Raw genomic sequence first — 26,345 nt, forward strand, 5'->3', positions numbered from 1 at the left:
GCGTAGGTGGTGTTTCTAGGCAAATCCGGAGACACAACACTGAGACACGAGACGAACGCACCACGGTGCGGAAGCCATTGATGCCCTGCTTCCAGGAAAAGCCTCTAAGCTTCAGATTACAAGTCATCGTACCCCAAACCGACACAGGTGGTCGGGTAGAGAATACCAAGGCGCTTGAGAGAACTCGGGTGAAGGAACTAGGCAAAATAGAACCGTAACTTCGGGAGAAGGTTCGCTCTTGATGGTGAAGTCCCTTGCGGATGGAGCTGTCGGGAGTCGCAGTGACCAGATGGCTGGGACTGTTTATCAAAAACACAGCACTCTGCAAACACGAAAGTGGACGTATAGGGTGTGACACCTGCCCGGTGCCGGAAGGTTAATTGATGGGGTTAGCGCAAGCGAAGCTCTTGATCGAAGCCCCGGTAAACGGCGGCCGTAACTATAACGGTCCTAAGGTAGCGAAATTCCTTGTCGGGTAAGTTCCGACCTGCACGAATGGTGTAACCATGGCCATGCTGTCTCCACCCGAGACTCAGTGAAATCGAATTCGCCGTGAAGATGCGGTGTACCCGCGGCTAGACGGAAAGACCCCGTGAACCTTTACTACAGCTTGGCACTGAACATTGAACCTACATGTGTAGGATAGGTGGGAGGCTTTGAAGGCGTGACGCCAGTTGCGCTGGAGCCGTCCTTGAAATACCACCCTTGTATGTTTGATGTTCTAACGCAGGGCCCTGAATCGGGCTCGCGGACAGTGCCTGGTGGGTAGTTTGACTGGGGCGGTCTCCTCCCAAAGAGTAACGGAGGAGCACGAAGGTTGGCTAATCCTGGTCGGACATCAGGAGGTTAGTGCAATGGCATAAGCCAGCTTAACTGCGAGACGGACAGGTCGAGCAGGTACGAAAGTAGGTCATAGTGATCCGGTGGTTCTGAATGGAAGGGCCATCGCTCAACGGATAAAAGGTACTCCGGGGATAACAGGCTGATACCGCCCAAGAGTTCATATCGACGGCGGTGTTTGGCACCTCGATGTCGGCTCATCACATCCTGGGGCTGAAGTCGGTCCCAAGGGTATGGCTGTTCGCCATTTAAAGTGGTACGCGAGCTGGGTTCAGAACGTCGTGAGACAGTTCGGTCCCTATCTGCCGTGGGCGTTGGATGATTGAAGGGAGTTGCTCCTAGTACGAGAGGACCGGAGTGAACGAACCTCTGGTGTTCGGGTTGTCACGCCAGTGGCACTGCCCGGTAGCTAAGTTCGGAATCGATAACCGCTGAAAGCATCTAAGCGGGAAGCGAGCCCTGAGATGAGTCATCCCTGACCCCTTGAGGGTCCTAAAGGGCCGTTGGAGACCACAACGTTGATAGGTGGGGTGTGTAAGCGTAGCGATACGTTGAGCTAACCCATACTAATTACCCGTGAGGCTTAACCATACAACACCCAAGAAGTGTTCTAAGGCTTGTAGCAAATAGAACGAACTACTCAAATTCAGTGATAATGACAAGCAGCTAGCAAAGTCGTTATTCACGTCAGCTTTCCGAGATTGAAGAATTTGCCTGGCGGCAATAGCGCAGTGGAACCACCTGACCCCATGCCGAACTCAGAAGTGAAACGCTGTAGCGCCGATGGTAGTGTGGCATTCGCCATGCGAGAGTAGGACACTGCCAGGCACCCAATTAAACGGTGATGTGAAGAATCACATGGCTGGCTGCGAGGATGACACCTCACAAACAAGCAGCAAAAGATTTAGCGAAAGCTAACCGAATGCGGAGCGGTAGTTCAGTCGGTTAGAATACCGGCCTGTCACGCCGGGGGTCGCGGGTTCGAGTCCCGTCCGCTCCGCCACTACTTAAAAAGCCCAGTCTAACGACTGGGCTTTTTTTCGTTTCCGATACCGCACTCCTTTTCCCTCTCATCAACACCGCTATCATCCGATCATCGCCCCTGAGAGAGGTTGCCGCTATAATGGCCGCCCTCAAGCAAGGTGGTGGTATGAAAGCAGAGTATCTACAGCGATTCGGGGGCATTGCCCGTCTTTATGGCCAGCGTGCCCTTGGCTCTTTCAGCCAGGCGAAAGTCTGCGTGGTCGGGATCGGTGGCGTCGGCTCCTGGGCGGCCGAGGCGCTGGCTCGGGCCGGCATCAACCAGATCACCCTGATCGACATGGATGATATCTGCATCACCAACACCAATCGCCAGATCCATGCCATGCAGGGCACCGTCGGCCGTCTCAAGACGGAGGTGATGGCCGAGCGTATCCGTGCCATCAACCCGGATTGCGAGGTGATCGAGGTGGATGACTTCGTCACCGCCGACAACCTGGGCGAGCATATCAAGCGGGAGTTTGACTATGTGGTGGATGCCATCGACTCGGTCAAGGCCAAGGTGGCGCTGATTGCCTTCTGCAAGCGCAACAAGATCCCGGTGATCGTGGCGGGCGGTGCCGGCGGGCAGATGGACCCGACCCAGATCACCGTGGCCGACCTGGCCAAGACCATTCAGGATCCGCTGGCCGCCAAGGTGCGCTCCGACCTGCGCCGACTGCACAACTTCAGCAAGAATCCGGCGCGCAAATTCGGGGTGGAGTGTGTCTTCTCAACCGAGCAGTTGAGTTATCCAGATGGCAATGGCGGCACCTGCCAGGCCAAGGGGGCCAGCGACGGCAATATGAAGATGGATTGTGCCTCCGGCTTCGGTGCCGTGACGCCGGTGACGGCCACCTTTGGCTTGGTCGCCGCCTCCCGAGTATTGAAGAAGATTGCCGAGCGCGGGGCCCGCGCCGAGAAAGAGGCCGGAAATGAAGACACAGGGTCGATTGGCGCAGCCTGATCGACCATTGCACTGCGGGTTAGACAGCCTGCTCCCGGATCGCCAACACGATTGCCCTGAGCCCGTTGCCCCGCGACGGGCTCAGGTGTTTTTCGAGCCCCAGTTCGGTGAAATAGCCCTCCATGTCGAAGGAGTGGATCGCCGCTGCAGGTTGGTGGTTGAGTGCCGCCAGTACGATGACGATCAGGCCACGCACAATGCGGGCATCGGAATCGCAAGCAAAGTGCCAGTTGCCGTCCTCACTTTTTTCTCCCTTTAGCCAGGCCTGGCTTTCGCACCCTTTCAGGCGGTGCTCTTCCTGTTGCCACTCTGCGGGCAAGGTGGGTAGCAGCTTGCCGAGCTGGATGATGAGTCGGTACTGGTTCTCCCAGCCGTTTGCTGCCGCAAACTGCTGGCGGATGGTATCGGCATTGGGCTCAAGGCCGATCCGGGTATAGGTTGCGAGGCTGTTCATCGGGTGTCTGCCTTAGAAGAAGTCACTGAGTTTGTGCAGGGCGGCCAGCAGGGCGTCCACATCGTTCCGATTGTTGTAGCAGGCCAGGGAGGCACGCAGGGTGCCGCCGATACCGAGAGATTCCATCAGCGGCATGGCGCAGTGGTGTCCTACACGCAGGGCGATCCCCTGCATGTCGAGCAGGGTGGCGGCATCTTGCGGGTGGATGTCGTCCAGCAGGAAAGAGACCGCGCCGGCGCGCTGACCGGGTTCGCCGACCAGACGCAGCCCTGGCACCTGTTGCAGTCCGGCAACCAGATAGTCGGTCAGCGCTGCTTCATGGCTGGCCAGTGAGTCCCTGTCCTGCTCCATCACAAAGTCGATGGCTGCGGCCAGGCCGATGGCGCCGGCAATATGAGGAGTACCAGCTTCAAACTTGAAGGGCAGGGTGTTGAAGGTAGTGCCGCTGAAGCTGACCCTGTCTATCATCTCGCCGCCGGCCTGCCAGGGGGGCATCCGCTCCAATAGCTCAGTGCGGCCCCACAGCACGCCGATCCCGGTCGGGCCATAGAGCTTGTGGCCGGAGAAGGCGTAGAAGTCGCAGCCGATAGCCTGCACATCCACTACGAGATGGGCCACCGCCTGGGCGCCGTCTATGAGGCTCAGGGCCCCGACCGCCTTGGCCGCTGCCACCATCTCTTTGACTGGATTGACGGTGCCAAGGGCATTGGAGACGTGAGCCACGCTCACCAGTCGGGTACGTGGTCCCAGCATGGCGTGATAGGCAGCCATGTCGAGATCGCCCCGCTCATCGAGGGGGACGACCCGGATCACGGCGCCGGTGCGTTGGGCGATCAGCTGCCAGGGGACGATATTGGCGTGATGCTCCAGGGTGCTGAGCACGATTTCATCCCCCGCCCTCAGCTCGCTCATCCCCCAGCTCTGGGCCACCAGATTGATCGCCTCCGTGGTGCCACGGGTCCATATCACTTCGTGGCTGCGAGGGGCATTGATAAAGCGGGCAACCGTCTCGCGGGCATCTTCGAAGGCGCGTGTGGCCCGGCCGCTCAGGGCATGGGCGGCGCGGTGCACGTTGGCATTGTCGGCCCGATAGTAGTGATTGATCGCATCCAGCACGGCTTGCGGTTTCTGGGTGGTGGCGGCGTTGTCCAGATAGACCAGAGGGTGGCCGTTCACCTCCTGCGCCAAGGCTGGAAACTGGCCGCGCAGCCGGTCGTGCTGTTGCTGATTCATGCTCCCCTCATCTCGTCTGGAAAAGTCGGTCATGATCCGGAAAATGGCGGGCAAACACAAGATGAAGTGGCGGGATCCCGTGCCCGGTTTCGGCTGCCTGCGGGATCTCTGCTACAATGCCGCCCCTCATCATAAGCCAAGAGATCCGGCCCATGAAGCTCAACCCCAATCAGAACGAAGCGGTCAAGTATGTCTCCGGCCCTTGCCTGGTGCTGGCGGGTGCCGGATCGGGCAAGACCCGCGTCATCACCAACAAGATTGCCTATCTGGTACAGCAGTGCGGCTACAACGCACGCAACATAGCGGCGGTCACCTTTACCAACAAGGCGGCGCGGGAGATGAAGGAGCGGGTCGGTCAGACCCTGGGTCGCAAGGAGGCGCGGGGGCTGATGGTCTCCACCTTCCATACCCTGGGACTCGAAATTATTCGTCGCGAGCACAAGAGCCTGAACCTCAAGGCGAACTTCTCCCTGTTCGATGACACCGATCAGCTGGCGCTGCTCAAGGAGCTGACCGAGACGGAGCTCGACAACGACAAGGACAAGCTCTCGGCCCTCATCAGCCAGATCTCCAACTGGAAAAACGACCTCATCCTGCCGGCCCGGGCCATGCGTATCGCCCGCGGGCCTGAAGAAGTGCTGATGGCCCAGCTCTACGAGCGTTACCACCGCCAGATGGTGGCTTACAACGCGCTGGATTTTGACGACCTCATCGTAATGCCGACCCTGCTGCTCAAGAGCAACCAGGAGGTGCGCGAGCGCTGGCAGAACAAGATCCGCTACCTGCTGGTCGATGAATACCAGGACACCAATACCAGCCAGTACGAACTGGTGAAGCAGATCGTCGGCGAGCGGGCCCGTTTTACCGTGGTGGGGGATGACGACCAGTCCATCTACTCCTGGCGTGGGGCCAAGCCGCAGAATCTGGTGCTGCTGAACGAAGATTTCCCCAATCTGCGGCTCATCAAGCTGGAGCAGAACTACCGCTCCAAGCGGCGCATCCTCAAGTGCGCCAACATCCTGATCGCCAACAACCCCCACGTCTACGACAAGGCGCTCTTCTCCGAGCTGGACGAGGGGGTGAAGCTCAAGGTGCTGTTTGCCAAGAACGAGGAGCACGAGGCGGAGCGTATCGCCGCCGAGCTGATGGGCCACAAGTTCATGAATCGCACCCGGTTCAAAGACTATGCCATCCTCTATCGGGGCAACCATCAGTCGCGCATCTTCGAGAAGGCGCTGATGACCAACCGCATTCCCTACCGTATCTCGGGCGGTACCTCGTTTTTCTCCCGCACCGAGATCAAGGACATCATGGCCTACCTCAAGTTGCTGGTGAACCCGGACGAGGACACTGCCTTCCTGCGGGTGGTCAACCTGCCGCGCCGCGAGATAGGCCCCACTACCCTCGAAAAACTGGGCCAGTACGCCAACCAGCGCGGCAAGAGCCTGTTTGCCGCCAGCTTCGAGCTGGGGCTGGAGCAACACCTCTCCGGGCGCGGTCTATCCGCCCTGCAGGCCTTCACCAACTGGCTGGTGAGGCTTGGCGATCAGGCCCTGCGCGGCAATCCGGTGGAGGCGGTACGGGACATGATCAAGGAGATCCATTACGAGGAGTGGCTCTACGAGACCTCCCCCAGTCCGAAGGCGGCCGAGATGCGGATGCAAAACGTCTCCACCCTTTATCGCTGGATCAGCGAGATGCTGGAAGGGGATGAGCTGGAGGAGTCGATGACGCTGGCTCAGGTGGTTACCCGGCTCACCCTGCGGGACATGATGGAACGCAACGAAGGGGAGGATGAGGCGGATCAGGTGCAGCTGATGACATTGCACGCCTCCAAGGGGCTGGAGTTTCCCTATGTCTACATGGTGGGCATGGAGGAGGGGCTGCTGCCCCACCAGACCAGTATCGACGAGGACAACGTGGAGGAGGAGCGGCGCCTCGCCTACGTGGGGATCACCCGGGCCCAGACCGAGCTGACCTTTACCCTCTGCAAGGAGCGTCGCCAGTTTGGCGAGTCGGTACGGCCGGAGCCGAGCCGCTTCCTGCTGGAGCTGCCCCAGGATGACCTGGAGTGGGAAAACCAGAAGAAGGTGACGGCAGAGGAGCGCCAGCAGAAGGGGCAGGTTGGTGTCGCCAACCTGCGGGCCCTGTTCAAGAAGGATTGAGGCCGGAAGGCTTGGCCTCTCGGGCGGCCTGACCCAGCAGGGGGGGAATATCGGCTCCCGGTAGCGGGGGGGAGATGTGGCGTCCCTGCCCGAGGGCGCAGCCAAGCTCGATGAGCTTTTGCAACTGTTGCTGATTTTCGATCCCTTCGACCACCAGGGTGAAGTCGAGGTCCTGGCAGATGTCCCGCATGGCGCGGATCAGCGCCAGATCCTTGGGTGAGTTCAACATGCGATGGGTGAAGCTGTCGTCCACCTTGATGTAATCCACCGGGAAGTGAAACAGGGCGTTGAGAGAAGAGAAGCCGGTGCCGAAGTCATCCAGGCTGACCTGGATCCCTTTCGCCCTCAGTTCATGCAGGGCAGTGAGGGAGTCGGCACTCTGCCGGGAGAGCTCGCGCTCGTTGAACTCAAAGATGAAACATGCGGGGATGACACCCTCCTCCTCCATGATGGTGAGGAGTTGCATGATCTGCTCGTGGCTGGCCAGGTGCTTGCCGGAGAGGTTGATGGCGATCCTGAAACGACCGACCTCGGAGGCGGGTTGCCAAAGCTTCAGTTGCTGGCAGGTGCGCTTGAGGATCTGGCGGTCCAGATCCTGAATGAGGCCGCACTGTTCCGCCAAAGGAATGAAGTCGAATGCATCCTTGAGCTCCCCTTCCTCCGTTATCCAGCGCGCCATCACCTCCAGTCCGACCAGGCGGCTGTCACACAGCCTGATCACCGGCTGGAAGTAGGGCACAATCCGCCCTTCCCGCAAGGCTCTGAAGAGCCGCTCTTCCGGTGACCCCGCCTGTTCGGTACAGGCCTCCGAATACATGACGATGCGGCTGCGGCCGTTGCGCTTGGCCTGGTACATGGCGAGGTCTGCCTGGTGCAGCAGCTCACTGACATCGGCCGTTTGCTCCGTCACGCTGGCGACTCCCAGACTGACGGTGATGGTCAGTTCGTTGCCCTGGAGCCGGAACGGATGGCCGATACGGCCAATCAGGCGATTGAGCGCGGGGCTGATGTCCTCTTCCCGCTGGCTGTTGTCCAGATAGATGACGAATTCGTCCCCTCCGAGCCTCGCCACCATGTCATTTTGCCGGATGCAGCCTTGCAGCCTGCTGCCCAGCTCCTGCAGCAGCTGATCGCCGGCACTGTGGCCCAGGGCGTCATTGACCTGCTTGAAGTGATCCACATCGACGAAAATCAGGGTGAAGCCGGCTGTCTGGTAACGGCGGTAGCGGGTCATGGCATGATGCAGGTGATTCATCAGCAGCGCCCGGTTTGGCAGCTGGGTCAGCGGGTCGTGCAGGGCATTGAACTGGAGCCGCCGCTCCAGCTCCTGATGATGCTTGAGCCGTTTCTGCAACCTCAAGTTGGTTTGGCGCAGCTGTTGGAGTCGCTGGTTGATGGACTCCTCCGAGTTGAGCTCATCGAGTTGCTGTCGCACCCTTTTGAGCTCCAGCAACAGGGTCAGCTGATGGCGCAGGAAATCGAGGAACAGCCTGTCATCGGTTTCCAGAGGCCGGGTCATGTTGAGGATGAGGTGGGCAAAGTATTGCTGCTGCTGGCGCAGGGGCAGGCTGTACCAGTAAAGTCCCTCTTCATGGCGCTCTACGCTGTTGGTGCTGTGGCACATGGCCCGAATGATGTCATCGTCGTATGTCAGGTGTGGTGGATAGAGTCGCTCCAGTCGCTGGTTTTCCAGCCGGATCAGCAACATGTCGCTGACCGAGAGCATCTGGCGCAACACAGCTTCCAACTGGGCAAACAGGGCATGCTGAGGCAGGTTGTGAGCCAGGCGCATCACTCGGCCGATCTTCTCGATTTTCTCCTGCCACTGGGGATCCCGCTGCATGAGAGGGGAAGCCTGCCCCGCCAGCTGGGTACCGGTCTGGGTTTCGTGCAGGCGTTTGGCCAGGCACTCCAACAGCAGCCTCAGGGTGGGTGCCTGATCCGGGGTGCTGCGTGCCAGCAACCACTGCACGTCGATATGCTCCACAGGCTGCACGCACCAGCCCTGACCTTCATCGAGCCGGGTGAGCTGTTCGGTGAGGCGAGGTTCTTCCCGTCCCAACTGCTGCTTGAACACGTCGGGAAGCTGATAGGTGTAGCGCCAGTTCAGCCCCCCGTCGGCCAGCCCCAGCATGGCGAAATGTTGCAGAGGGCAGAGTGTGTCCAGCAGACCGACCAGTCGGGCGTAATCCTCGGGGGAGGCAATGCCGGGGGCGGGAAAATCCATGATGGAGGAGACGACCGCCAGCAAGGAGTGCGAGTCTGGCGGTGTGGTGGGCTGAACTGACATGCAACACTCCCGAAAAAACTTACCTTCAAGCGTAGTCGGAAGTGATGGGATTGAAAGGGCTGCAAGAGGAGCCCTTTCAATTACTTAGAGCTTGTCGATCATGTAGTGAATGGCGTTCTCGATCTCTTCGTCACTGCAGGTGGCGCAGGTCCCCCGCGGTGGCATCATGCCAGCCTTGCCGGTGAAGCCTTCGATGGCGTGTTTGCGCAAGGTGTCGAATCCCTGGGCGATGCGTGGCTCCCAGGCTGCCTTGTCACCTCGCTTGGGGGCGCCGGCGGCACCGGTATCGTGGCAGGCGAAGCAGGCACCCTTGAACACGGTCTCGCCGTCACGTGGGCCGGAGGAGGCTGCCGCAGGCGCGGCCGCCGCGGTCGCAATGCCTTCCAGATCCTTGGCGGTATAAACCTGGCCAACCGGGGCAATACGCTCGGCGATGGCCTCTGTCGACATGTCATCGGCGGCAAGGACGGCGCCGGACAGAGTGGCGGCCGCCATCCCGGCAGCCAGCAAATAGCTCAGTTTTTTCAACACGCTCATGTACTCCCAGCAGGCTCTTATTATCCCCAGAAAACGACGGGATTATAACCGAATAGTTACAGCCATTTAAACGCTTGTGTGTGAAGTGTTAAGCAATCTGCAAACAAAGTGGTAGAGCGGGAAGGGGTGATCCCACATAAAAAAACCCGGCATGCGCCGGGTTTCGTGAGGCTGAACAAGAGAGGGCGCGCTGATTGCCCAGGCGCCCCTCGCGTGTCGTCAATCCCAGTTCAGGATCACCTTGCCGGACTTGCCCGAGCCCATGGCTTCGAAGCCCTGCTGGAAGTCGTCGATGTGGAAGTGATGGGTGATGATGGGGCTGAGATCCAGGCCAGACTGGATGAGGCTTGCCATCTTGTACCAGGTTTCGAACATTTCGCGGCCGTAGATCCCCTTGATGAAGAGTCCCTTGAAGATCACCTTGCCCCAGTCGATGGCCATGGTGGAGGGAGGAATGCCGAGCATGGCGATTTTGCCGCCGTGGTTCATCTTGTCGATCATGTCCTGGAAGGCGCTGGGCACCCCGGACATCTCCAGCCCCACATCGAACCCTTCGGTCATGCCGAGATCTTCCATGACATCGGAGAGCTTCTCCTTGGCCACGTTGACGGCACGGGTGGCGCCCATCTTGCGGGCCAGTTCCAGCCGGTATTCGTTGACGTCGGTGATCACCACGTGACGGGCGCCAACGTGACGGCAGACGGCAGCGGCCATGATGCCGATGGGGCCTGCGCCGGTGATGAGCACGTCTTCACCCACCAGGTCGAAGGAGAGGGCGGTGTGCACGGCGTTGCCGAACGGATCGAAGATGGCGGCCAGCTCATCGGGGATGTTGTCCGGCAGCTTGAAGGCGTTGAAGGCCGGGATCACCAGGTATTCGGCGAAGGAACCCGAGCGGTTCACACCCACACCAATGGTGTTGCGGCACAGGTGGGTGCGACCGGCACGGCAGTTGCGGCAGTGGCCGCAGGTGATGTGGCCTTCGCCGGAGACGCGATCGCCGATGGCGAAGCCGCGCACTTCCTGGCCGACGGCGACCACCTCTCCCACATACTCGTGCCCTACCACCATGGGGACGGGAATGGTCTTCTGGGCCCACTCGTCCCAGTTGTAGATGTGCATGTCGGTGCCGCAGATGGCGGTCTTGCGGATCTTGATGAGCAGATCGTTGTGGCCGAGCTCGGGAGCCGGGACATCGGTCATCCAGATGCCGACTTCGGATTTGAGTTTAGAGAGTGCTTTCATGACAGATTCCTCACGGCGCCATGCCGGGTACAGAGGGTAATAAAATGGGGCCCAACCTTGGCCCCCGTTTTAATCAGCCAGCCATGTGATCAAATCACACCGAGCTCGCGACCGATGCGAATGAAGGCATCGATCGCCTTGTCCAGTTGCTCCCGGGTATGGGCGGCGGACATCTGGGTCCGGATGCGCGCCTGACCCTTGGGTACCACGGGGAAGGAGAAGCCCACCACGTAGATACCGGCGTCCAGCATGCGGCTCGCCATCTCGGCGGCCAGTTTGGCATCCCCCAGCATGACCGGAATGATGGCGTGATCGGCGCCGGCCAGGGTAAAGCCGGCGGCGCTCATGCGCTCGCGGAAGTAGGCACTGTTCTCCTTGAGGCGGGCACGCAGGTCGTGACCCTCGGCCAGCATGTCGATCACCTTGATGGTGGCCGAGACGATGGAGGGTGCCAGGGAGTTGGAGAAGAGGTAGGGACGGGAGCGCTGACGCAACCAGTCGATCACCTCTTTCTTACCGGATGTGTAGCCACCGGACGCGCCACCCAGCGCCTTGCCCAGGGTACCGGTGATGATGTCGACCCGTTCCATCACCTCGCAGTATTCGTGGGTGCCGCGGCCGTTCTCGCCGATGAAGCCGACGGCGTGGGAGTCATCCACCATCACCAGCGCGTCGTACTTGTCGGCCAGATCGCAGATGGATTTGAGGTCGGCGATGACGCCATCCATGGAGAAGACGCCGTCGGTGGCGATCAGCTTGAAGCGGGCGCCGTCGGCATCGGCCTGCTTGAGCTGGGCTTCCAGTTCGGCCATGTCGTTGTTGGCGTAGCGATAGCGCCTGGCCTTGCACAACCGCACCCCATCGATGATGGAGGCATGGTTGAGGGCGTCGGAGATGATGGCGTCTTCGGCACCGAACAGGGTCTCGAACAGACCGCCGTTGGCGTCGAAGCAGGAGGAGTAGAGGATGCTGTCTTCGGTGCCGAGGAAGGCGGACAGCTTCTGCTCCAGTTCCTTGTGCTGGTCCTGGGTACCGCAGATGAAGCGCACCGAGGCCATGCCGAAGCCGTGGCTCTCGAGCCCCTGATGGGCGGCGGCAATCAGGTCGGGATGGTTGGCCAACCCCAGGTAGTTGTTGGCACAGAAGTTCAGTACCTGCTCGCCACCCACCGCAATCTGGGCCTGCTGGGCCGAGGTGATGATGCGCTCCTGCTTGTATAGCCCTTCCGCCTTGACCTGTTCGAGCTGTTCGGTCAGGTGACGATAGAATCCGTTAGACATCCTCGGTCCTCATTGCTGTATCGACTGTGTTATCAGGATCCCGGGCCGTGCAACCCGCACGGTTTGGCGTCGTCACGGTCGCGACGAAACGCCGACAGACCCTAGAATGGGCGACATTTTACTGTAATCCCTGCGTATAAATTCAAATTTTTATGCTGATAATCAACAATTGTGAAACAGATCTCACCCGGCTGGTTGGGCCAGTTGGTGATAATGTTGCTCCAGTTGATGTATCTGGGGGGCCACCTGTGGCTGCACGTAGGGGCGCAGCAAAAACAGCACCCGCAAGACCCCCTGGTAGAGCAGGGGTTTGGTGATGCGGGTGGCCGGGGCCTGGGCGATCTGGAACGGGATCCAGCAGGTGACGACCATCTTGATGGTCTGGCCGAGATCCGGCAGGTCTTCATCGCTGACGGCGATGATACCGCCTTCGCGCAGGCTTCTGAGCAGCGTCTCCACGGTGGCACGGAGCTGCTCCTGTGCCTTGAGGTATTTCTGCTGCAGAAGCTCGTCGCGACTCAGGATGTCCGGCAGGTTCGCGTAGAAGAAGCGGAACTGCCACATCAAATAGAAGATGGCATCCAGGTAGCCCATCAGATCCTCCAGCCGGATCTCGCTGCTGCGGATCGGAGTGAAGCTGTCGCTCAGGTGGCGGGCGTACTGATCGAAGATGGAGTGGATGATGTCTTCTTTGTTTCTGAAGTGGTAGTAAAGGTTGCCCGGGCTGATGCCAAGGTGTGCGGCAATGTGGTTGGTGGTGATGTTGCGCTCGCCCTGATCGTTGAACAGCTCGGTGGCGCTGTGGATGATCCTGTCTCTGGTCTTCATCGCTGGTCCCTCTGCCGGGCCCGAAGGGGAAAAGTCATCGAGGTCGAATCCCCTTGCGGCCCGTGATAAACTTTTCGGCAATTTCAAATTGGCCCACTATACACAGCTTTAACAGGCAGTCACACGGGGCCACAACGTACGCGAGGCAAACTCCATGATCGTAGTAACTGGCGGTGCTGGCTTTATCGGCAGCAATCTGGTCAAGCAGCTGAACGCTCAAGGACGGACCGATATCGTGGTCATTGATGACCTGACCGACGGCACCAAGTTCGTCAACCTGGTCGACCTCACCATCGCCGACTACATGGACAAGGACGAGTTCCAGGCGCGGATCGTCTCCGGTGACGAATTCGAGGAGTGGGATGACGGCATCGAGGTGATCTTCCACGAAGGCGCCTGCTCCGCGACCACCGAGTGGAACGGCAAGTTCATCATGGAGGTCAACTACGAGTACTCCAAGGATCTGTTCCACTACTGCATCGAGCGGGAAATCCCCTTCATCTATGCCTCTTCCGCCGCGACCTATGGTGGGCGCAACGACAACTTCATCGAAGACCCGAGGTTCGAGCAGCCCCTCAACGTCTACGGCTACTCCAAGCAGCTGTTCGATCAGTACGTGCGTCGCTGGATGCCGGAGATCAACTCCCAGGTGGTGGGTCTCAAGTACTTCAACGTCTATGGTCCCCGCGAGCAGCACAAGGGATCCATGGCGTCCGTGGCCTTCCACCTCAATACCCAGGTGAAGCAGGGTGACAATCCCAAGCTGTTCGAGGGCTGTGACGGCTTCCCGGATGGCGGCCAGATGCGCGACTTCATCTACGTGGACGACGTCTGCAAGGTGAACCTCTGGTTCTGGCAGAATCCGCAGCACTCCGGCATCTTCAACTGCGGCACCGGCCGGGCTGAGCCGTTCCAGAACGTGGCGGAAGCCGTGATCAGGCATCACCAGAAAGGCGCCATCGAATACATTCCCTTCCCGGATCACCTCAAGGGTCGCTACCAGAGCTTCACCCAGGCGGATCTCACCAAGTTGCGCGGCGTCGGCTATGACGGCGAGTTCAAGACTGTGGCCGAAGGCGTGGCCGATTACATGGCCTGGTTGAACCGGGCTTGATCCCCCTCTGGCGGGTGGCTCTGGCCACCCGTCGATCGGATGCGCTTGCATGAACATATTGATGGCTCTCTCCCAGCTCGAAGTGACGGGCGCGGAGGTCTATGCCACCACGGTCGGCAACGAGCTGACCCGCCGTGGCCACCAGGTTTTCTACGTCTCTGACACCCTGACCAAGCCGACTCTGGGGCCGGTCTTTCGGTTGCGCTTCAACAAGCGCAGCATCCTGCGCCGCTTCTGGCACGTCTTCTATCTCATCTATCTGATCCGCAAGCACAGGATCCAGCTTGTGCACGCCCATTCGCGCGCCTCGGGCTGGAGCAGCTACGTCGCCTGCAAGCTGACCGGCACCCCCATGATCACCACGGTGCACGGGCGCCAGCCGGTACACGCCTCCCGCAAGGCATTCCATGCGCTGGGCTATAGGGCGGTGGCGGTGTGCGAGGATATCGCCAGCCAGATCATCGACAACCTGGGGGTGGACCCGGCCATGGTGCAGGTGCTGCGCAACGGCATCGAGACCGACAAGTTCCAGCCCGTGCCGATACCGGACAACGGCAAACCGGTGATCGCCATCATTGGTCGGCTGAGCGGTCCCAAGGGGGAGCTCTGCTACCGGTTGCTGGACGAGGTGCTGGATCTGGAAGCCTGCCGGGTGCGCGTCGTCAGCGGCACCCAGGTGCCGGCGCGTTTTGCCCGTTTTCAGGACAAGGTCGACTTCGTCGGCTATGTGGACGATGTGCCCACCCTGATGGCGGGCTGCGATCTGGTGATCGGTGCCGGTCGGGTGGCGATGGAGGCGCTGCTGTGCGGTCGTCCGGCGTTTGCCATCGGCGAAGCCAGGGCCATCGGTCTGGTGACGGAGCAGAATCTGGACGAGGCCCTCGCCAGCAACTTCGGCGACATCGGCCCAAGGGATCTGGCCATCGACTTTGCCGGGCTGAAGGCGCAGATCCCTTCGGCGCTGGCCTCCAAGGTGGTGCCAGACCCAGTGCGCCAACGGATCCTGCAAGAGTATGATTTGCAAGGCGTCGTGACCGGGCTGGAATCCGTCTATCAGGACGCCGTGGTCGAGACCCTGCGCCGGGAGATGCCGGTCATCATGTATCACCGCTTCATCGAGCACGAGAGCGAAAAGGGAGTGCATGGCACCTGGCTCCCGGTCGCCATGTTCGAGAAGCACCTCAAGCTGATGAAGTGGCTGGGCTACGAGACGCTGACATTTGCCGACCTGGCGGAGAACGGGTTCATCCACCGGCTGCAATACGGCAAGAAGTACCTGATGATCACCGTGGACGACGGCTATCGGGACAACCTCACCCGCATGCTGCCGCTACTGGAAAAGTATGGCTACAAGGCGGTGGTCTATGTGGTGACCGGTGAGGATCACAATCGTTGGGATGTGGAGCACCCGACTCACCCCGATACCCCGGTGACCCTGATGACCCCGGACGAAATCAAGGCGCTGGTGGCCTCCGGTCATGTGGAGATCGGGGGCCATACCCTGACTCACCCCCGCCTGAGTACGCTCCCCCCAGAGGAGCAGGCCCACCAGATCCAGGCCAACAAGGCCTGGCTGGAGCAGTTGCTCGGCCATCCCCTGATCTCGTTTGCCTATCCTTACGGGGATCTGAACGACAGTGCAAAAGCCCAGGCCGTTGCCGCCGGTTATCGCTATGCTGTGGCCACCAACAGCGGCCCCAGAGCCATGCACCGGGATCCGTTCCAGATCCGCCGGATCGCCATCTTCCCCCGCACAGACATGTTCGGTCTGTGGCGCAAGATTCGTGGCAACTATGTCTTCCGAAAAACCTGACAGGGAATACACCTTGCTCCGTATGACAGATCATGACTCATCGACGAGTGACGATTTTCTCCGCATCTTTCACGGCCAGGCGTTCGGCAACTTCATCTTCCTGAATATTCTGGGTTACACCCTGTTCAAGGATTCGATTCAGCTGATCGCCGACGTCTGCCAGACCATCATAGTGTTGGCCACCCTGATGGCCTTCTATGTGGAGAGGGCCTTCTTTACAAGGAACAGGATCTTTCAACTGCTCTGTCTGGCCGTGGTGGTACAGTGCCTGAGCTGGGTCGCATCCAGACAGTTCGTGCCCGACTATGCCCTCAAATACCCTTCTGTGAAGTCGATGGCATACCTCTTTTTCTTCCTTGGTCTCGCCTACTGGCTGAAGGGGGACCCGCGCCGCATCGTCATCACCCTGCTGACCTTCTGCCTCGGTGTCATTTTCACCTTTGCTTATCACTCCTCCTTCTTCTCCATCGTCGAGACAGGTCTTGATGGGGCCAGGGTAGATTTCAATTACCGCAATGCCCAGCACGGCTCCCTGATCGCGGGTGCCTGCTTCCTGTTTTTTGTGCTCTTGTTGCTTACATCGAAATTCAGGAAGCTGTCGCTGGGCAATGCCGGGATCCTGCTCGGCATCCTGTTGTTCGGGGTCTTCTCCGTCATTCTGCAGTCCCGTCAGTCCTGGCTGGCGATCTCGGCTTCGCTGGCCATCCTCCCCTTGTTGGGGGGAGGAGAGCATTGGCCAAGGCGCAAGGTGGTGTTGATCTACGCCATCTTGCTGATGACCATGCTGGCGCTTTATCAGGTTTCGTTCATCCGGGAGCGGCTGCTGGCCGGCTTCGTGCATCAGGGGGATGTGCATGCCATCCTGACGGGTAACTGGAACGAGGTACGGGACTTCAGCATCGGGGTGCGATTGAAGACCTGGCTGGAGGCCATCCAGTGGTTCCTGGCTCACCCCTTCTTCGGGACAGGCTATGGCAGCCAGTCGTTGGTGATCACCCTCTCCAAGACGCTGCCTGACTACATTACCCGGGAGTTTCGTCACCTGCACAACTCCAACATGGAAACACTGGTGTGCTGGGGGGTAGCCGGTTTCCTGGTGTTGTATGGCACACTTTTCTCGGTGCTCCGCCAGGTGCTGTGCTGTCCGGTTTCGTCCCGTTTCATCAAGATGCTGGCCATCTCCTTCATCCTCTATTGGCTCATCATCAACAACTTCGAATCATTCTTCTACATGCGTTCCGGGCAGTGGGTATTCAGCGTCTTCATGGGCGCCATCTACTCGACCGCATTGCATTGGGAACTGAACAGGCTTGGAAAGGAAGGTCATGAAAATTTACGTCATTAGTCTGGACAGGGCCGTCGAGCGGCGCAGTCGTGTCGAGTCTGTGCTCTCTGCCAGAGGCATCCCCTTCGAATTTTTCAGCGCAGTGAACGGTTTTGAGGGGCTGCCCGAGCGGCTGCAGGCCCTGCCGGATGATCAGCACAGGATCCGGTTTCGCAGCAGACCGCTGACGCCCGGGGAAAAGGGGTGCTATGCCAGCCACTATCTGCTGTGGGAGAAGTGTGTCGAGCTCGACGAGCCCATCCTCATCCTGGAAGACGATTTCCTGCCCACCCAGTATTTTGAAGAGGTGGTGGGTACCCTGCCGAAGATCCACGAACAGTACGAGTACGTGAAGGTGGAACCCCAGATCGGTACCGCCACGGCCCTGACTACAGTGGACAACATGCAGCTCATGTTCTGGCACAACAACTCGTGCTGGACCACGGGATACAGCATCTCTCCCCAAGGGGCCCGCCGGTTGCTGGCCCACAGCCAGCGGTGGCTCTGTTCGGTCGACAACTTCATCGGTGAGTCCTATCGCACCGGGCTCATCTGTACCGGCCTGATTCCCTATGCCATCTACAGTCCGCGGGACATGGGCAGCGACATCCAGAATCAGGTCGTGCTGAAGAAAGTTCCGCTGGGATTCAAGTTGACCCGTGAACTCTATCGCTTCTACCGCTTCGTCAGGATGGCCCTGTGGAACATGAAACAGGCGGGGGGCAAGGCATGAGTGCGACCAACAGAACCATTCACGCCATCTGGCTCGGCAGCCGCTTGCCTCCTCTGGCGCACGTGTGCATCGATGACTGGCGCAAGCAGGGTTACGACTACAAGCTCTGGCTGGACACGGATCCGCAGGTCAAACGCTGGATACAGGAGTGCACCTTTGCCCGGGAGTGCTACCGGCGAGGCCTGCTGGCCTTCGTGACCGATTACCTGCGGCTCAAGATCCTCGCTCAGGAAGGGGGTCTGTATCTGGATACTGATGTCACCATCAACCAGGATCCCTTCCCGCTCTTTGAGTCCGTGGCCTTTGGCGTTGGCTACGAATCCGATCGGCTGATCGGCACCGCGGTCATCTACGCGAGACAGGATTCGGCCATGCTGTCCGAACTGGTGCGCTTCTATGAACAGGAGATCATGTCCTCTCCCATGTACATGGGGCCGGAGATCATGACACACCTGGTCTCGGAGAAGCTGGCATCATCAGGGGATACCACCCTGATCGCCCCCGTGCACTATTTCTACAACTACCAGGGGGAGGCGATTCATTTCGAGCCGGCGGCAGAGCGCTACATGACCCACTGGTTCCAGCACAGCTGGAAACGCTCATCCGGTCTTGTGTTCCTGCGTGCCAAGGCCAAAGGCTGGTCAGGGTATCTCTATGAATGGCAGAAGGAGTTCTTCCGCCTGCGCAAATGACGGCGATATGGCATCACCGTGCTAGACAGTGGGCAGGGGAGCCATGTCTCCATCTGCCTGCTTGCCGGTGACGGGTGTGACTTGACTCCAGAGCTGATCCAGCTGCATCTGTACCTCGCGCACTTCCTGCTGCGGATCCTGACGACCCGTGTCGACGAAGCGGTAACGGGGATGAGAGACGGGATTGGCAATGGCGGAGTGTCCGAGGGGAGAGACGATGGTGAGCAGAGGGATATCCAGCGCCTGCGCCATGTGCCGCGGTCCGGTGTCGTTGCCGACGAAGAGCTGGCAATGGGCGAAGAGCCCCACCAGCTCCCGTACCGAGCGGGTCTGAACATGGTCAAACACGCTGGCCTGCAACGCCTCTGGCAGCAGCGGCTTCAGCCCCCGGTTGTACTCCTCTTCCCCCGGTCCGCAATAGACCAGGATCTGGGCATTGTGCTCCTCGATGAGCCACTGGGCGACCTTGGCGAAGCAGTCGATGGGCCAGCGCTTGTAATGCCCGAGGGAGTTCACTCCCATGGCGATGAGTGGCCGGGTCGGGTCGACGCCAGCGGCCAGCAGGGCATCCCTTCCTTGTTGTTTCTCTTCTTCACTCAGCCAGAGGTAGTAGTTGCGATCCTCCCTGGCGAGGCCGAGGGGCTTGAGCAGTGAAAACCGGTCGTCCACCAGGGTGCTGTTGCCCTGATGCTCGGTGTCATGGCGAAAGCGCACGATGCGGTTGTGGCCCAGGCGCCATGGGAAGGAGTCGAAGCCGATCCGCAGGCGGGCGCCTGAGAAGAGGCAGGTGAGCAGGCCTATCATCTGGCCCTGGCTGTTGATCACCACATCGTAGCGTTCGCGGCGAATGCCCAGCAGCAAATCCTTCATATAGCGCCACTCGTTGCGGCGCGCCTTCTCGATGACGATTAACCGATCGATGTTGGGGTTTCCCTCTGCCATGCCCGCGCAGTAATCCATGACCAGATAGTGAACTTCCCCGGCAGGGTCGTGCTGCTTGAGGTTGTTGCACAGTGCGGTGGAGATCAGCACATCTCCTATCTGTTTGGTTTGTACTACCAGGTATTTCATGGAAAGGGCCTCGAGCGAGGTCGGGTTGAACGTCAGCGCATCAGCATATCGCACTCCCCTGTCAGATGCTGCCGCTATGGGGTGAAAATCCGATCCAACGCACTGTGTTTGCACATATTTTCGACGTTGTTCGGGCTGGTGGGGCCCGGCTGGCTGTGCGGGAAGATGAGCGGGGGCATGGCACCGCTGGCCATGCCCCCGATGGGGAAGAGTGATCAGCGTACGATGAGGCCGAGCAGGATCCCCACCACGCCGAAGTCGGCATCGCTGAAGGTGGTGTTGGCAAAGCCGAGATCACCCAGCACCGGCAGCAGGAACACCGGCAGGAAGGTGATCAGCAGGCCGTTGGCGAAGGCACCGAGTAGAGCGCCGCGACGACCGCCGGTGGCGTTGCCGAACACCCCGGCCGCCGCGCCGACGAAGAAGTGCGGCACCACGCCCGGAATGATGACGGTGAGCCCCAGCAGGTAGAGCAGCACCATGCCCACCAGGCCGGCGGCAAAGCTCGACAGGAAGCCGATCAGCACCGCATTGGGGGCGTAGGGGAAGACGATGGGACAGTCCAGCGCCGGCTTGGCGTTGGGCACCAGCTTGTCGGAGATCCCCTTGAAGGCCGGCACGATTTCGGCGATGACCATCCGTACCCCCTGCAGGATGACGTAGACACCGGCGGCGAAGGTGATGGACTGCATCAGGGAGAACATGAACCAGTGTTTGCCCTTGGCGACGCTGGCGACGAACTCGGGGCCGGCGAAGGCGGAGGTGATGAGGAAGATGATGCCCATGGTGAAGGAGATGGCCACCGGGGTATCGCGCAGGAACAGCAGGCTCTTGGGCACCTGCACCTCTTCGCTGCTGTGGGCCTTGTTGCCGAATTTGGCGCCGATCCAGCCGGCCAGCACGTAGGAGCAGGTGGAGAAGTGGCCGAGTGCCACGTCATCGGAGCCGGTGATCTGCTTCATGTAGGGGTGGGCGAGGGCCGGGAACAGCACCATGGTCACGCCGACCACCAGGCTGCCCACCGCGATGAGCGGGATGCCGCTCATGCCGCCGGCGGAGAGGATGGCCGCCACCATCATCGACATAAAGAGAGTGTGGTGGCCGGTCAGGAAGATGAATTTCCACGGGGTGAGGCGGGCGATCAGGATGTTCACCAGCATGGCGAAGAACATGATCATCGCCATCTCCTTGCCGAATGACTGCTGGGCGATGGAGACGATGGCCTCGTTGTTGGGGACGACCCCCTTGATGCCGAAGGCGTGCTGGAAGATGGTGGCGAAGTCGCCCAGCGAGTTCACCACCAGGGTGGCGCCGGCTCCCAGGATGACGAAGCCCATGATGGTCTTGACCGTGCCCTTGATGCACTCGGTCACCGGTTTCTTCTGGGCGATCAGGCCGATGAGGGCGATGAGGCCAACCAGCACGGCCGGCTCCGACAGCACGTCAAACATCAGAAAATTGAAAAATTCCATGGTCAGCTCCAAGCAGATGGAAGCGGCGGCTCACCGGCCGCCCAGACAGTTGCAAAGGGGTTAGAGTGCGCCCAGCTCGCGCAGGGCGATGGCGAGTTTTTCTTTCATGGCGGCCTTGTCGACCATGTTGTCCAGCGATACCAGCCGGCCGTTGACGCCCATGCTGACCAGCTGTTCGGCGATGTCGCGGGTGGCGACAAAGATCTCGGCGCTCTCGCTGCCGGCGGAGGCGAGATCCCGGTGATCCACCTCGGCCGTCACGGCCAGCTCCTTGAGAATGCTCTTGATGCTCATCTCCATCATGAGGCTGGTGCCCAGGCCGTGTCCGCATACAACCAGAATCTTCATGTTCTCTTCCTCTGTCGGGCGCAGGGCGCCACTCAATAACGCGCCAGGATGCGCAGGATGTCGTCTTTGCTGGTGGCCGCCATGATGGCCGTCACGTCTTCTTCATTCATGAACAGCTCGGCCAGCTGAGCGATGGTCTCCACGTGGGAGTTGCTGTCGCTGGCGGCCAGGGTGACCAGCAGCCGCACCGGGTCGTTGCCCTCGGAGCCGAAGTTGACCCCCTCCTTCAGCACGGTCAGCGCCAGTCCCAACCGGTTGACGCCGTCTTCCGGGCGGGCGTGGGGCATGGCCAGGCCCGGTCCCAGCACGTAGTAGGGGCCGAGCTCCTCGTGGGAGCGATAGAGCGCCGCCACATAGGAAGGCTCTATGGTGCCGTTGGCCAGCAGGGGGGCGGTGGCCAGCTCGATGGCGTGGCGCCAGTCGCGGGCGCCCGCTTCGATGGAAATGACCTCCTCGGTCAGCAATTGGGTCAGCATGGCAGTGTCCGGGCTGGATAGGATGGCGCCAATCTAGCGATCTTGCCTCTTGATAACTGTGAGCTTGATCGCGAAAGTTAGCGCTACCAGATAGCGCTAACATTGATCTGTGATAGCGCTATCATTTCTCTCACAGAAGGGATTCATCCTGCCCCTTATCGGCCTCAAAGAAGGTAAAATCCGGTTTGAGCAAATAGTCAGTGCCCCGCTTTTGCCTTAAAGTGAATGCCCGTATGCCGAGGAAGGGAAAGGATGTCAGAAGCGAAAAAACGCCGCAGCACGGGTCGGGTGACCCTCAACGACGTGGCCCAGTTGGCTGGCGTGGGAGCCATGACGGTGTCGCGCGCCCTGCGCACCCCCGAGCTGGTGTCCGACAAGATGCGCGAGCGCATCGAGGCGGCGGTGGATGAACTCGGCTATATCCCCAATCGGGCGGCGGGGGCGCTGGCTTCCGCCACTTCCCAGACCATAGTGGTCATCGTCCCCAGCCTGGCGGAGCGCGCCTGCGGTGATATGATTGCCGGGCTGCAGCAGACCCTGCTCGCCGAGGGCTATCAGATCATGCTGGGGGATGCCCAGCACCTGAAGCAGCAGGAGGCCAGCCTGCTCAGCAATTTCCTGCAGCACAATCCGGCCGCCGTGGTGTTGTTTGGGGGGGATCCCGGGGAGGTCATCCGGCAGCGCCTGCAGGCGGCTCGCTTGCCGGTGGTGGAGGTGGGAGCCATGGCGCGCCATCCCATCGACATGAACGTCGGGGTCTCCAACTTCGATGCCGGTTATCAGCTGACCCGCCACCTCATCGAGCGCGGTCATCGCAACATCGGCTTTCTCTGTGCCCGCCAGGAGCAGTGGATGCTGCAGCAGCGCATGCAGGGCTGGCAGAAGGCGCTGCTGGACAACTACCTCTCCCCGGACGCCATCATCAATACCTCTGAGCTGCCGAGTTTTAGCACGGGGGCGGCCATGCTGGGGGAGTTTCTGCTGCGCTGGCCCGAACTGGATGCGCTGATCTGCGTCAACGACGAGCTGGCGGCCGGGGTGCTGTTCGAATGCCAGCGCCGCCATCTGAGCGTGCCGGGCAAGCTCGCCATCGCCGGTTTCGACGATCTGGATGTGGCACGCGCCTGTCATCCTGCGCTGACTTCGGTCAGGATCCCCTATCACCAGATGGGCAGGGAGGCGGCGGAGCTGATCCTGCGCCAACTGGCGGGCGAGGAGGTGGCCGGCATGAGCCTCGCCCTGGATTTTCAATTGCAAAAGCGCCAGAGCACCTGACGAGCGATGCCACGACAGGGCGAGGCAAGCATGTTCAAGGCGTTGTGACCGAAGGCCAGGTCGGTGCACCGTCGCCCTGCGCGGGCACTGCCAGCCGACGTGTTCGCCCGGTCTGTCACCGGGTTGGAGCAGAGCGTGGATGCCACCGGAGCCATGACTCCAGGTGGCTGGCTGCACCCTGGTCAAGCTCTGAGCGGAACCACTGGCGAGCACCATTATTCTGGATAGACTTTGTAGGCCGGTGCACTATCCAAGGAGAATGAGCATGGGTACGCAGACGCCTGATTTCGATCTCGATGATGACTGGGAGCCGGAATCCTGGGAAGACGAGCTGGAGGAGCTGGATGACGAGAGCTGGCAGGACTATGACCCTCTCGACGATCAGTGACTCCCTGTAACGCCTGAGGGCGGGCCTGGTGCCCGCCCGATTTTTTGTGTGGCGAGGGGGGCAGCCCTTGGTGAGAACGGGGCGGGCTGGTTAGAATGAACTGCTCAAATGACGCTGTACGAGGCAGGCAGCGGCTCAACAACGATTCCAACGACGCCAAGGATGAATATGCGCTCACTCGTCATCATGTTTTGTGCCGCCCTGCTCGGGGGCTGTGTTTCCAACTCCGACGACCCTTGCGAGAAGGTGTGGAGCGACGTGGGAGAGGCGGACGGCAAGCTCGGTTTTGCTGGCGATCGGGTGGCTTTTCACCAGACCCAGTGCGGGGAAAAAGTGGACGTTGCCCTTTGGGAGCTGGGTCGCCAGAAGGGGCTGGCCTGGTATTGCCGACCCGAGCATCTCTATCTGGCAGGACGGTCGGGAGAGGAGTATCGCGGCGTCTGTCCCAACGACGTGCAGGCCCGTCGCCTGTTTGAACAGGGTCGCCATGGCTGGACTGATCAATAAATCAGCCTTCCTCTCTCTTCTGAAATATTGCGTGAACCTCTTCGTGAGAAGAGGGACCTACCCTTCTTTATGCTTCAGCCGCAGCGGCTGGCACAGGTAATCCTTGTCATTGGCGCTGCGGGCACACTTGCCACACACGAATTTGGGTTTGCGCACAATCTTGCGCAGCGTCTTGAGATCGGCGGGGATCTCGTGACGGCGCCACTCACACAGCGTCTTGTGACCCATGACGTCCTCGACAGTGAATGCAACGGGTGAGAGGGGCAGGACCCCTCCCGGTGTGGTTACTGGTACAGGTATTTGGTGAAGATGAGCTCGCGGACCGCCTTCTTGCCCGTCTCCTTGACCAGCAGCTCGTTGACCTTGGCCTCACACTCCTTGCGCAGCTCTTCCCGGTTCACCAGGGACTTGATCTGTGCGCCCGTCTTGCTGCCAATCAGCCGGATGATGGCGTCGCGGATCAGGGGGTCGTGCTGCTCCAGCAACTTGAGGTCGGCAGCGTCCGTGGCCATCAGCTCTACCGTCACCCGTACATAGCCGAGGGTTTTGCCGTCGCCAAGGTAGTTGGTGATGATGTCCGGATCCAGAGCGTGATAGGCGAATCCCGGCTGGACGGCGGAGGAGGCGGGATCGGTGGCCTCTTCCTCATTGGCGAAGGCCTGTGTATTCAAGAGGGTACACCCCAGGGACAGCAGCAGAATTCTGAAGATCTTCATCTGGATGGCTCGGCAGCGACGGATGCCCCATTTTTGATGCTGCCATCGGGGCCGTCAAGCACGGATGTTCTTACAATTCGCCATTGATTTACGGATAATAAACCGGTTTTTAACCTGACAACGGAAATCTCCGGATGGTGAAGCTGTGAAGTCCGAGTTGACTGTTCCCCTCGTCCAGCTCGTCCCGTGGCGGGCGCCTGCAGAGTGCGAACCACCCGAGGCGCTGCGTCCCTGGTTGCTGGAGGCCGATTCCATGACCCGGCGCCTGCGTCGTTACAATCATCACCTCTCGGTGCAACTGCTCGGCAATCGCGCCGTGTCGCTGACGGTGGACGAGCAGGCGCTGGTGGCGGTGTCGGCCCCCGTAGGCATGTGCCGCGAGGTGATCCTGCACGGTGATGGCGGGCCTGCCATCCTGGGTTGGACCCTGTTTGCCGAAGCGGCCTTGCAGGGGGGCGGTTTGCAGGATCTGGGAGAGCAGCCGCTGGGAGAGCGCATTTTCGGTGAGGCACCGGCGCGGCGGGATCACCTGCAACTGGCCTGTTTCGAGATAGCGAGCAATCCCTGGTGTCCGGCCGCCACCGTCTGGGGGCGTCGTTCCCGCCTGTTTCTGGGGCAATGGCCACTGCTGGTCCATGAACTTTTCCTGCCCTCGCTATCGTCTCATTCGTTGCCATCGGATAAGGAGCTGGAGTGAAGCTGTTAACCAAGGAGCGGGGACTGGCCTATGCGCAGTTGGCCCGCATCGACAAGCCCATCGGTACCCTGCTGCTGCTGTGGCCGACCCTGTGGGCGCTCTGTCTGGCGGCTGGTGGCCTGCCTGACCCCTGGATCCTGACCGTGTTCGTGGTGGGCGTTTTTCTGATGCGCTCCGCCGGCTGTGTCATCAATGACTATGCGGATCGCAACTTCGATGGTCATGTGAAACGCACCGCCGGGCGACCGCTGCCCATGGGGCGGGTCGCCGAGCGGGAAGTGCTGGTGCTGTTCGCCGTGCTGGCGCTTCTCTCGTTCGCCCTGGTGCTGACGTTGAACCCGCTCACCATCAGCCTGTCCTTTGCCGGTCTGCTGCTGGCGGTCTGTTACCCCTTCATGAAGCGCTTCATCCCCATCCCCCAGCTGGTGCTCGGCATGGCCTTCTCCTGGTCCATTCCCATGGCCTATGCGGCCCAGGCCAATGCCCTGCCGCCGGAAGCCTGGCTGTTGTTTCTTGCCAACCTGCTGTGGACCATCGCCTATGACACCGAGTACGCCATGGTGGACAGGGATGACGACCTCAAGCTTGGCCTCAAGTCGAGCGCCATCCTGTTCGGCCGTCACGACAAGCGGATCATCGGCGCGCTGCAACTGGCGACCCTGCTGATCCTGCTGGGGATCGGGCAGCTGATGGGGCTGGGATCCGGTTATTACTGGGGACTGCTGGGGGCGGCGGCGCTGTTCGTCTACCAGCAGCGACTGATCCGGGAGCGGCAGCGGGAAGCCTGCTTCCAGGCTTTCCTCAACAACAACTACGTGGGGGCGCTGGTGCTGCTCGGGGTTATGGTTCACTACCTCTAA

Annotated in this window: 25 protein-coding genes, 1 tRNA gene and 2 rRNA genes (1 of these 28 cut by a window edge); 15 read left to right on the forward strand and 13 right to left on the reverse strand. The window is 60.3% G+C overall.

The genetic code is table 11. The features are described 5' to 3' along the window. The 4 genes from I6L32_RS07735 to tcdA all read left to right on the forward strand — a co-directional run. Window positions 1–1,431: ribosomal RNA gene (locus I6L32_RS07735) — 23S ribosomal RNA — on the forward strand; it begins 1,458 nt to the left of the window's first position. Window positions 1,432–1,553: 122 nt separating this feature from the next. Next, a 5S ribosomal RNA gene (gene rrf / locus I6L32_RS07740) occupies window positions 1,554–1,668 on the forward strand. Between the two features lie 98 nt (window positions 1,669–1,766). After that, window positions 1,767–1,843: transfer RNA gene (locus I6L32_RS07745), tRNA-Asp, on the forward strand. A gap of 147 nt (window positions 1,844–1,990) precedes the next feature. Then, window positions 1,991–2,827, forward strand: coding sequence for a tRNA cyclic N6-threonylcarbamoyladenosine(37) synthase TcdA (gene tcdA, locus I6L32_RS07750; protein ID WP_043155679.1), 837 nt, complete (start codon window positions 1,991–1,993; stop codon window positions 2,825–2,827). 19 nt (window positions 2,828–2,846) lie between these two features. Here the strand turns inward: tcdA and I6L32_RS07755 are convergent, their stop codons facing one another. Then, a complete protein-coding gene (locus I6L32_RS07755; protein WP_216944896.1) occupies window positions 2,847–3,281 on the reverse strand; it encodes a SufE family protein in 435 nt (144 codons plus the stop codon). Between the two features lie 12 nt (window positions 3,282–3,293). Beyond that, window positions 3,294–4,514, reverse strand: a complete 1,221-nt coding sequence (locus I6L32_RS07760) for an aminotransferase class V-fold PLP-dependent enzyme (protein WP_216944897.1) — start codon at window positions 4,512–4,514, stop codon at window positions 3,294–3,296. Between the two features lie 152 nt (window positions 4,515–4,666). Here I6L32_RS07760 and rep point away from each other — a divergent pair, with 152 nt between their 5' ends. After that, window positions 4,667–6,679 carry a DNA helicase Rep gene (gene rep, locus I6L32_RS07765; protein ID WP_216944898.1) on the forward strand — a complete coding sequence of 671 codons (2,013 nt, stop codon included), beginning with the start codon at window positions 4,667–4,669 and terminating at the stop codon, window positions 6,677–6,679. On the opposite strand, the gene I6L32_RS07770 is transcribed toward rep, so the two are convergent. From I6L32_RS07770 to I6L32_RS07790, 5 genes are all read right to left on the reverse strand, one after another. Next, window positions 6,666–8,969 (reverse strand): bifunctional diguanylate cyclase/phosphodiesterase, encoded by a 2,304-nt coding sequence (locus I6L32_RS07770; RefSeq protein ID WP_216944899.1) that lies wholly within the window; start codon window positions 8,967–8,969, stop codon window positions 6,666–6,668. The genes rep and I6L32_RS07770 overlap by 14 nt on opposite strands. Window positions 8,970–9,053: 84 nt before the next feature. Next, a complete protein-coding gene (locus tag I6L32_RS07775) occupies window positions 9,054–9,506 on the reverse strand; it encodes a cytochrome c5 family protein (protein ID WP_039041132.1) in 453 nt (150 codons plus the stop codon). Window positions 9,507–9,725: 219 nt separating this feature from the next. Then, on the reverse strand, window positions 9,726–10,751 hold the full coding sequence (gene tdh / locus I6L32_RS07780) for an L-threonine 3-dehydrogenase (RefSeq protein ID WP_216944900.1): 1,026 nt from the start codon (window positions 10,749–10,751) through the stop codon (window positions 9,726–9,728). Between the two features lie 89 nt (window positions 10,752–10,840). Continuing rightward, window positions 10,841–12,031, reverse strand: a complete 1,191-nt coding sequence (locus I6L32_RS07785) for a glycine C-acetyltransferase (protein WP_052815560.1) — start codon at window positions 12,029–12,031, stop codon at window positions 10,841–10,843. A 183-nt stretch (window positions 12,032–12,214) separates the two neighbouring features. Next, window positions 12,215–12,859: a TetR/AcrR family transcriptional regulator gene (locus I6L32_RS07790; protein WP_010672429.1), complete on the reverse strand. Its 645-nt coding sequence runs from the start codon at window positions 12,857–12,859 to the stop codon at window positions 12,215–12,217. Between the two features lie 154 nt (window positions 12,860–13,013). Between I6L32_RS07790 and rfaD the strand changes: the two genes are divergently transcribed. From rfaD to I6L32_RS07815, 5 genes are read left to right on the forward strand one after another with little or no spacing between them, the layout of a single operon-like run. After that, the gene (gene rfaD, locus I6L32_RS07795) at window positions 13,014–13,973 is read left to right on the forward strand and encodes an ADP-glyceromanno-heptose 6-epimerase (protein ID WP_039041134.1); all 960 of its coding nucleotides are present in this window, start codon (window positions 13,014–13,016) and stop codon (window positions 13,971–13,973) included. 49 nt (window positions 13,974–14,022) lie between these two features. Beyond that, window positions 14,023–15,786, forward strand: coding sequence for a polysaccharide deacetylase family protein (locus I6L32_RS07800; RefSeq protein WP_216944901.1), 1,764 nt, complete (start codon window positions 14,023–14,025; stop codon window positions 15,784–15,786). Window positions 15,787–15,808: 22 nt separating this feature from the next. Beyond that, window positions 15,809–17,131, forward strand: coding sequence for an O-antigen ligase (locus tag I6L32_RS07805; RefSeq protein ID WP_254203900.1), 1,323 nt, complete (start codon window positions 15,809–15,811; stop codon window positions 17,129–17,131). Further along, on the forward strand, window positions 17,112–17,843 hold the full coding sequence (locus tag I6L32_RS07810) for a glycosyltransferase family 25 protein (protein ID WP_042864640.1): 732 nt from the start codon (window positions 17,112–17,114) through the stop codon (window positions 17,841–17,843). Before I6L32_RS07805 ends, I6L32_RS07810 begins: the two co-directional genes overlap by 20 nt. Next, window positions 17,840–18,535, forward strand: a complete 696-nt coding sequence (locus I6L32_RS07815; protein ID WP_216944903.1) for a glycosyltransferase family 32 protein — start codon at window positions 17,840–17,842, stop codon at window positions 18,533–18,535. Before I6L32_RS07810 ends, I6L32_RS07815 begins: the two co-directional genes overlap by 4 nt. Window positions 18,536–18,556: 21 nt before the next feature. On the opposite strand, the gene I6L32_RS07820 is transcribed toward I6L32_RS07815, so the two are convergent. The 4 genes from I6L32_RS07820 to I6L32_RS07835 all read right to left on the reverse strand — a co-directional run bounded on the left by I6L32_RS07820 (window position 18,557) and on the right by I6L32_RS07835 (window position 21,902). Continuing rightward, window positions 18,557–19,606 (reverse strand): glycosyltransferase family 9 protein, encoded by a 1,050-nt coding sequence (locus tag I6L32_RS07820; RefSeq protein ID WP_307772557.1) that lies wholly within the window; start codon window positions 19,604–19,606, stop codon window positions 18,557–18,559. A gap of 215 nt (window positions 19,607–19,821) precedes the next feature. Then, window positions 19,822–21,078 carry a PTS ascorbate transporter subunit IIC gene (locus tag I6L32_RS07825; protein ID WP_011704190.1) on the reverse strand — a complete coding sequence of 419 codons (1,257 nt, stop codon included), beginning with the start codon at window positions 21,076–21,078 and terminating at the stop codon, window positions 19,822–19,824. A gap of 60 nt (window positions 21,079–21,138) precedes the next feature. Next, entirely contained in the window at window positions 21,139–21,426 is a 288-nt protein-coding gene (locus I6L32_RS07830) for a PTS sugar transporter subunit IIB (RefSeq protein ID WP_042879175.1), read from the reverse strand. Window positions 21,427–21,458: 32 nt separating this feature from the next. Beyond that, complete coding sequence (locus I6L32_RS07835; RefSeq protein ID WP_216944904.1) at window positions 21,459–21,902, reverse strand: PTS sugar transporter subunit IIA; 444 nt, start codon at window positions 21,900–21,902, stop codon at window positions 21,459–21,461. Window positions 21,903–22,154: 252 nt separating this feature from the next. Between I6L32_RS07835 and I6L32_RS07840 the strand changes: the two genes are divergently transcribed. The 3 genes from I6L32_RS07840 (at window position 22,155) to I6L32_RS07845 (ending at window position 24,072) form a co-directional block, all read left to right on the forward strand. Beyond that, window positions 22,155–23,177: a LacI family DNA-binding transcriptional regulator gene (locus I6L32_RS07840; protein ID WP_041212112.1), complete on the forward strand. Its 1,023-nt coding sequence runs from the start codon at window positions 22,155–22,157 to the stop codon at window positions 23,175–23,177. Window positions 23,178–23,442: 265 nt separating this feature from the next. Next, window positions 23,443–23,565 carry a hypothetical protein gene (locus tag I6L32_RS23500; RefSeq protein WP_010672437.1) on the forward strand — a complete coding sequence of 41 codons (123 nt, stop codon included), beginning with the start codon at window positions 23,443–23,445 and terminating at the stop codon, window positions 23,563–23,565. Between the two features lie 168 nt (window positions 23,566–23,733). Beyond that, window positions 23,734–24,072: a DUF2799 domain-containing protein gene (locus I6L32_RS07845; protein ID WP_010672438.1), complete on the forward strand. Its 339-nt coding sequence runs from the start codon at window positions 23,734–23,736 to the stop codon at window positions 24,070–24,072. A 57-nt stretch (window positions 24,073–24,129) separates the two neighbouring features. Here I6L32_RS07845 and I6L32_RS07850 read toward each other — a convergent pair whose 3' ends face one another. Together I6L32_RS07850 and I6L32_RS07855 are read right to left on the reverse strand one after the other, a co-directional pair. Continuing rightward, complete coding sequence (locus I6L32_RS07850; RefSeq protein ID WP_010672439.1) at window positions 24,130–24,300, reverse strand: hypothetical protein; 171 nt, start codon at window positions 24,298–24,300, stop codon at window positions 24,130–24,132. A 56-nt stretch (window positions 24,301–24,356) separates the two neighbouring features. Continuing rightward, a complete protein-coding gene (locus I6L32_RS07855) occupies window positions 24,357–24,788 on the reverse strand; it encodes a flagellar basal body-associated FliL family protein (RefSeq protein ID WP_010672440.1) in 432 nt (143 codons plus the stop codon). A gap of 145 nt (window positions 24,789–24,933) precedes the next feature. Here I6L32_RS07855 and I6L32_RS07860 point away from each other — a divergent pair, with 145 nt between their 5' ends. Next, entirely contained in the window at window positions 24,934–25,485 is a 552-nt protein-coding gene (locus I6L32_RS07860; RefSeq protein ID WP_042879173.1) for a chorismate lyase, read from the forward strand. Next, window positions 25,482–26,345 (forward strand): 4-hydroxybenzoate octaprenyltransferase, encoded by an 864-nt coding sequence (gene ubiA, locus I6L32_RS07865; protein ID WP_042864636.1) that lies wholly within the window; start codon window positions 25,482–25,484, stop codon window positions 26,343–26,345. The genes I6L32_RS07860 and ubiA overlap by 4 nt, the downstream gene beginning before the upstream one ends.

Source organism: Aeromonas sp. FDAARGOS 1402 (genome assembly GCF_019046925.1).
GTDB lineage: Bacteria > Pseudomonadota > Gammaproteobacteria > Enterobacterales > Aeromonadaceae > Aeromonas > Aeromonas caviae.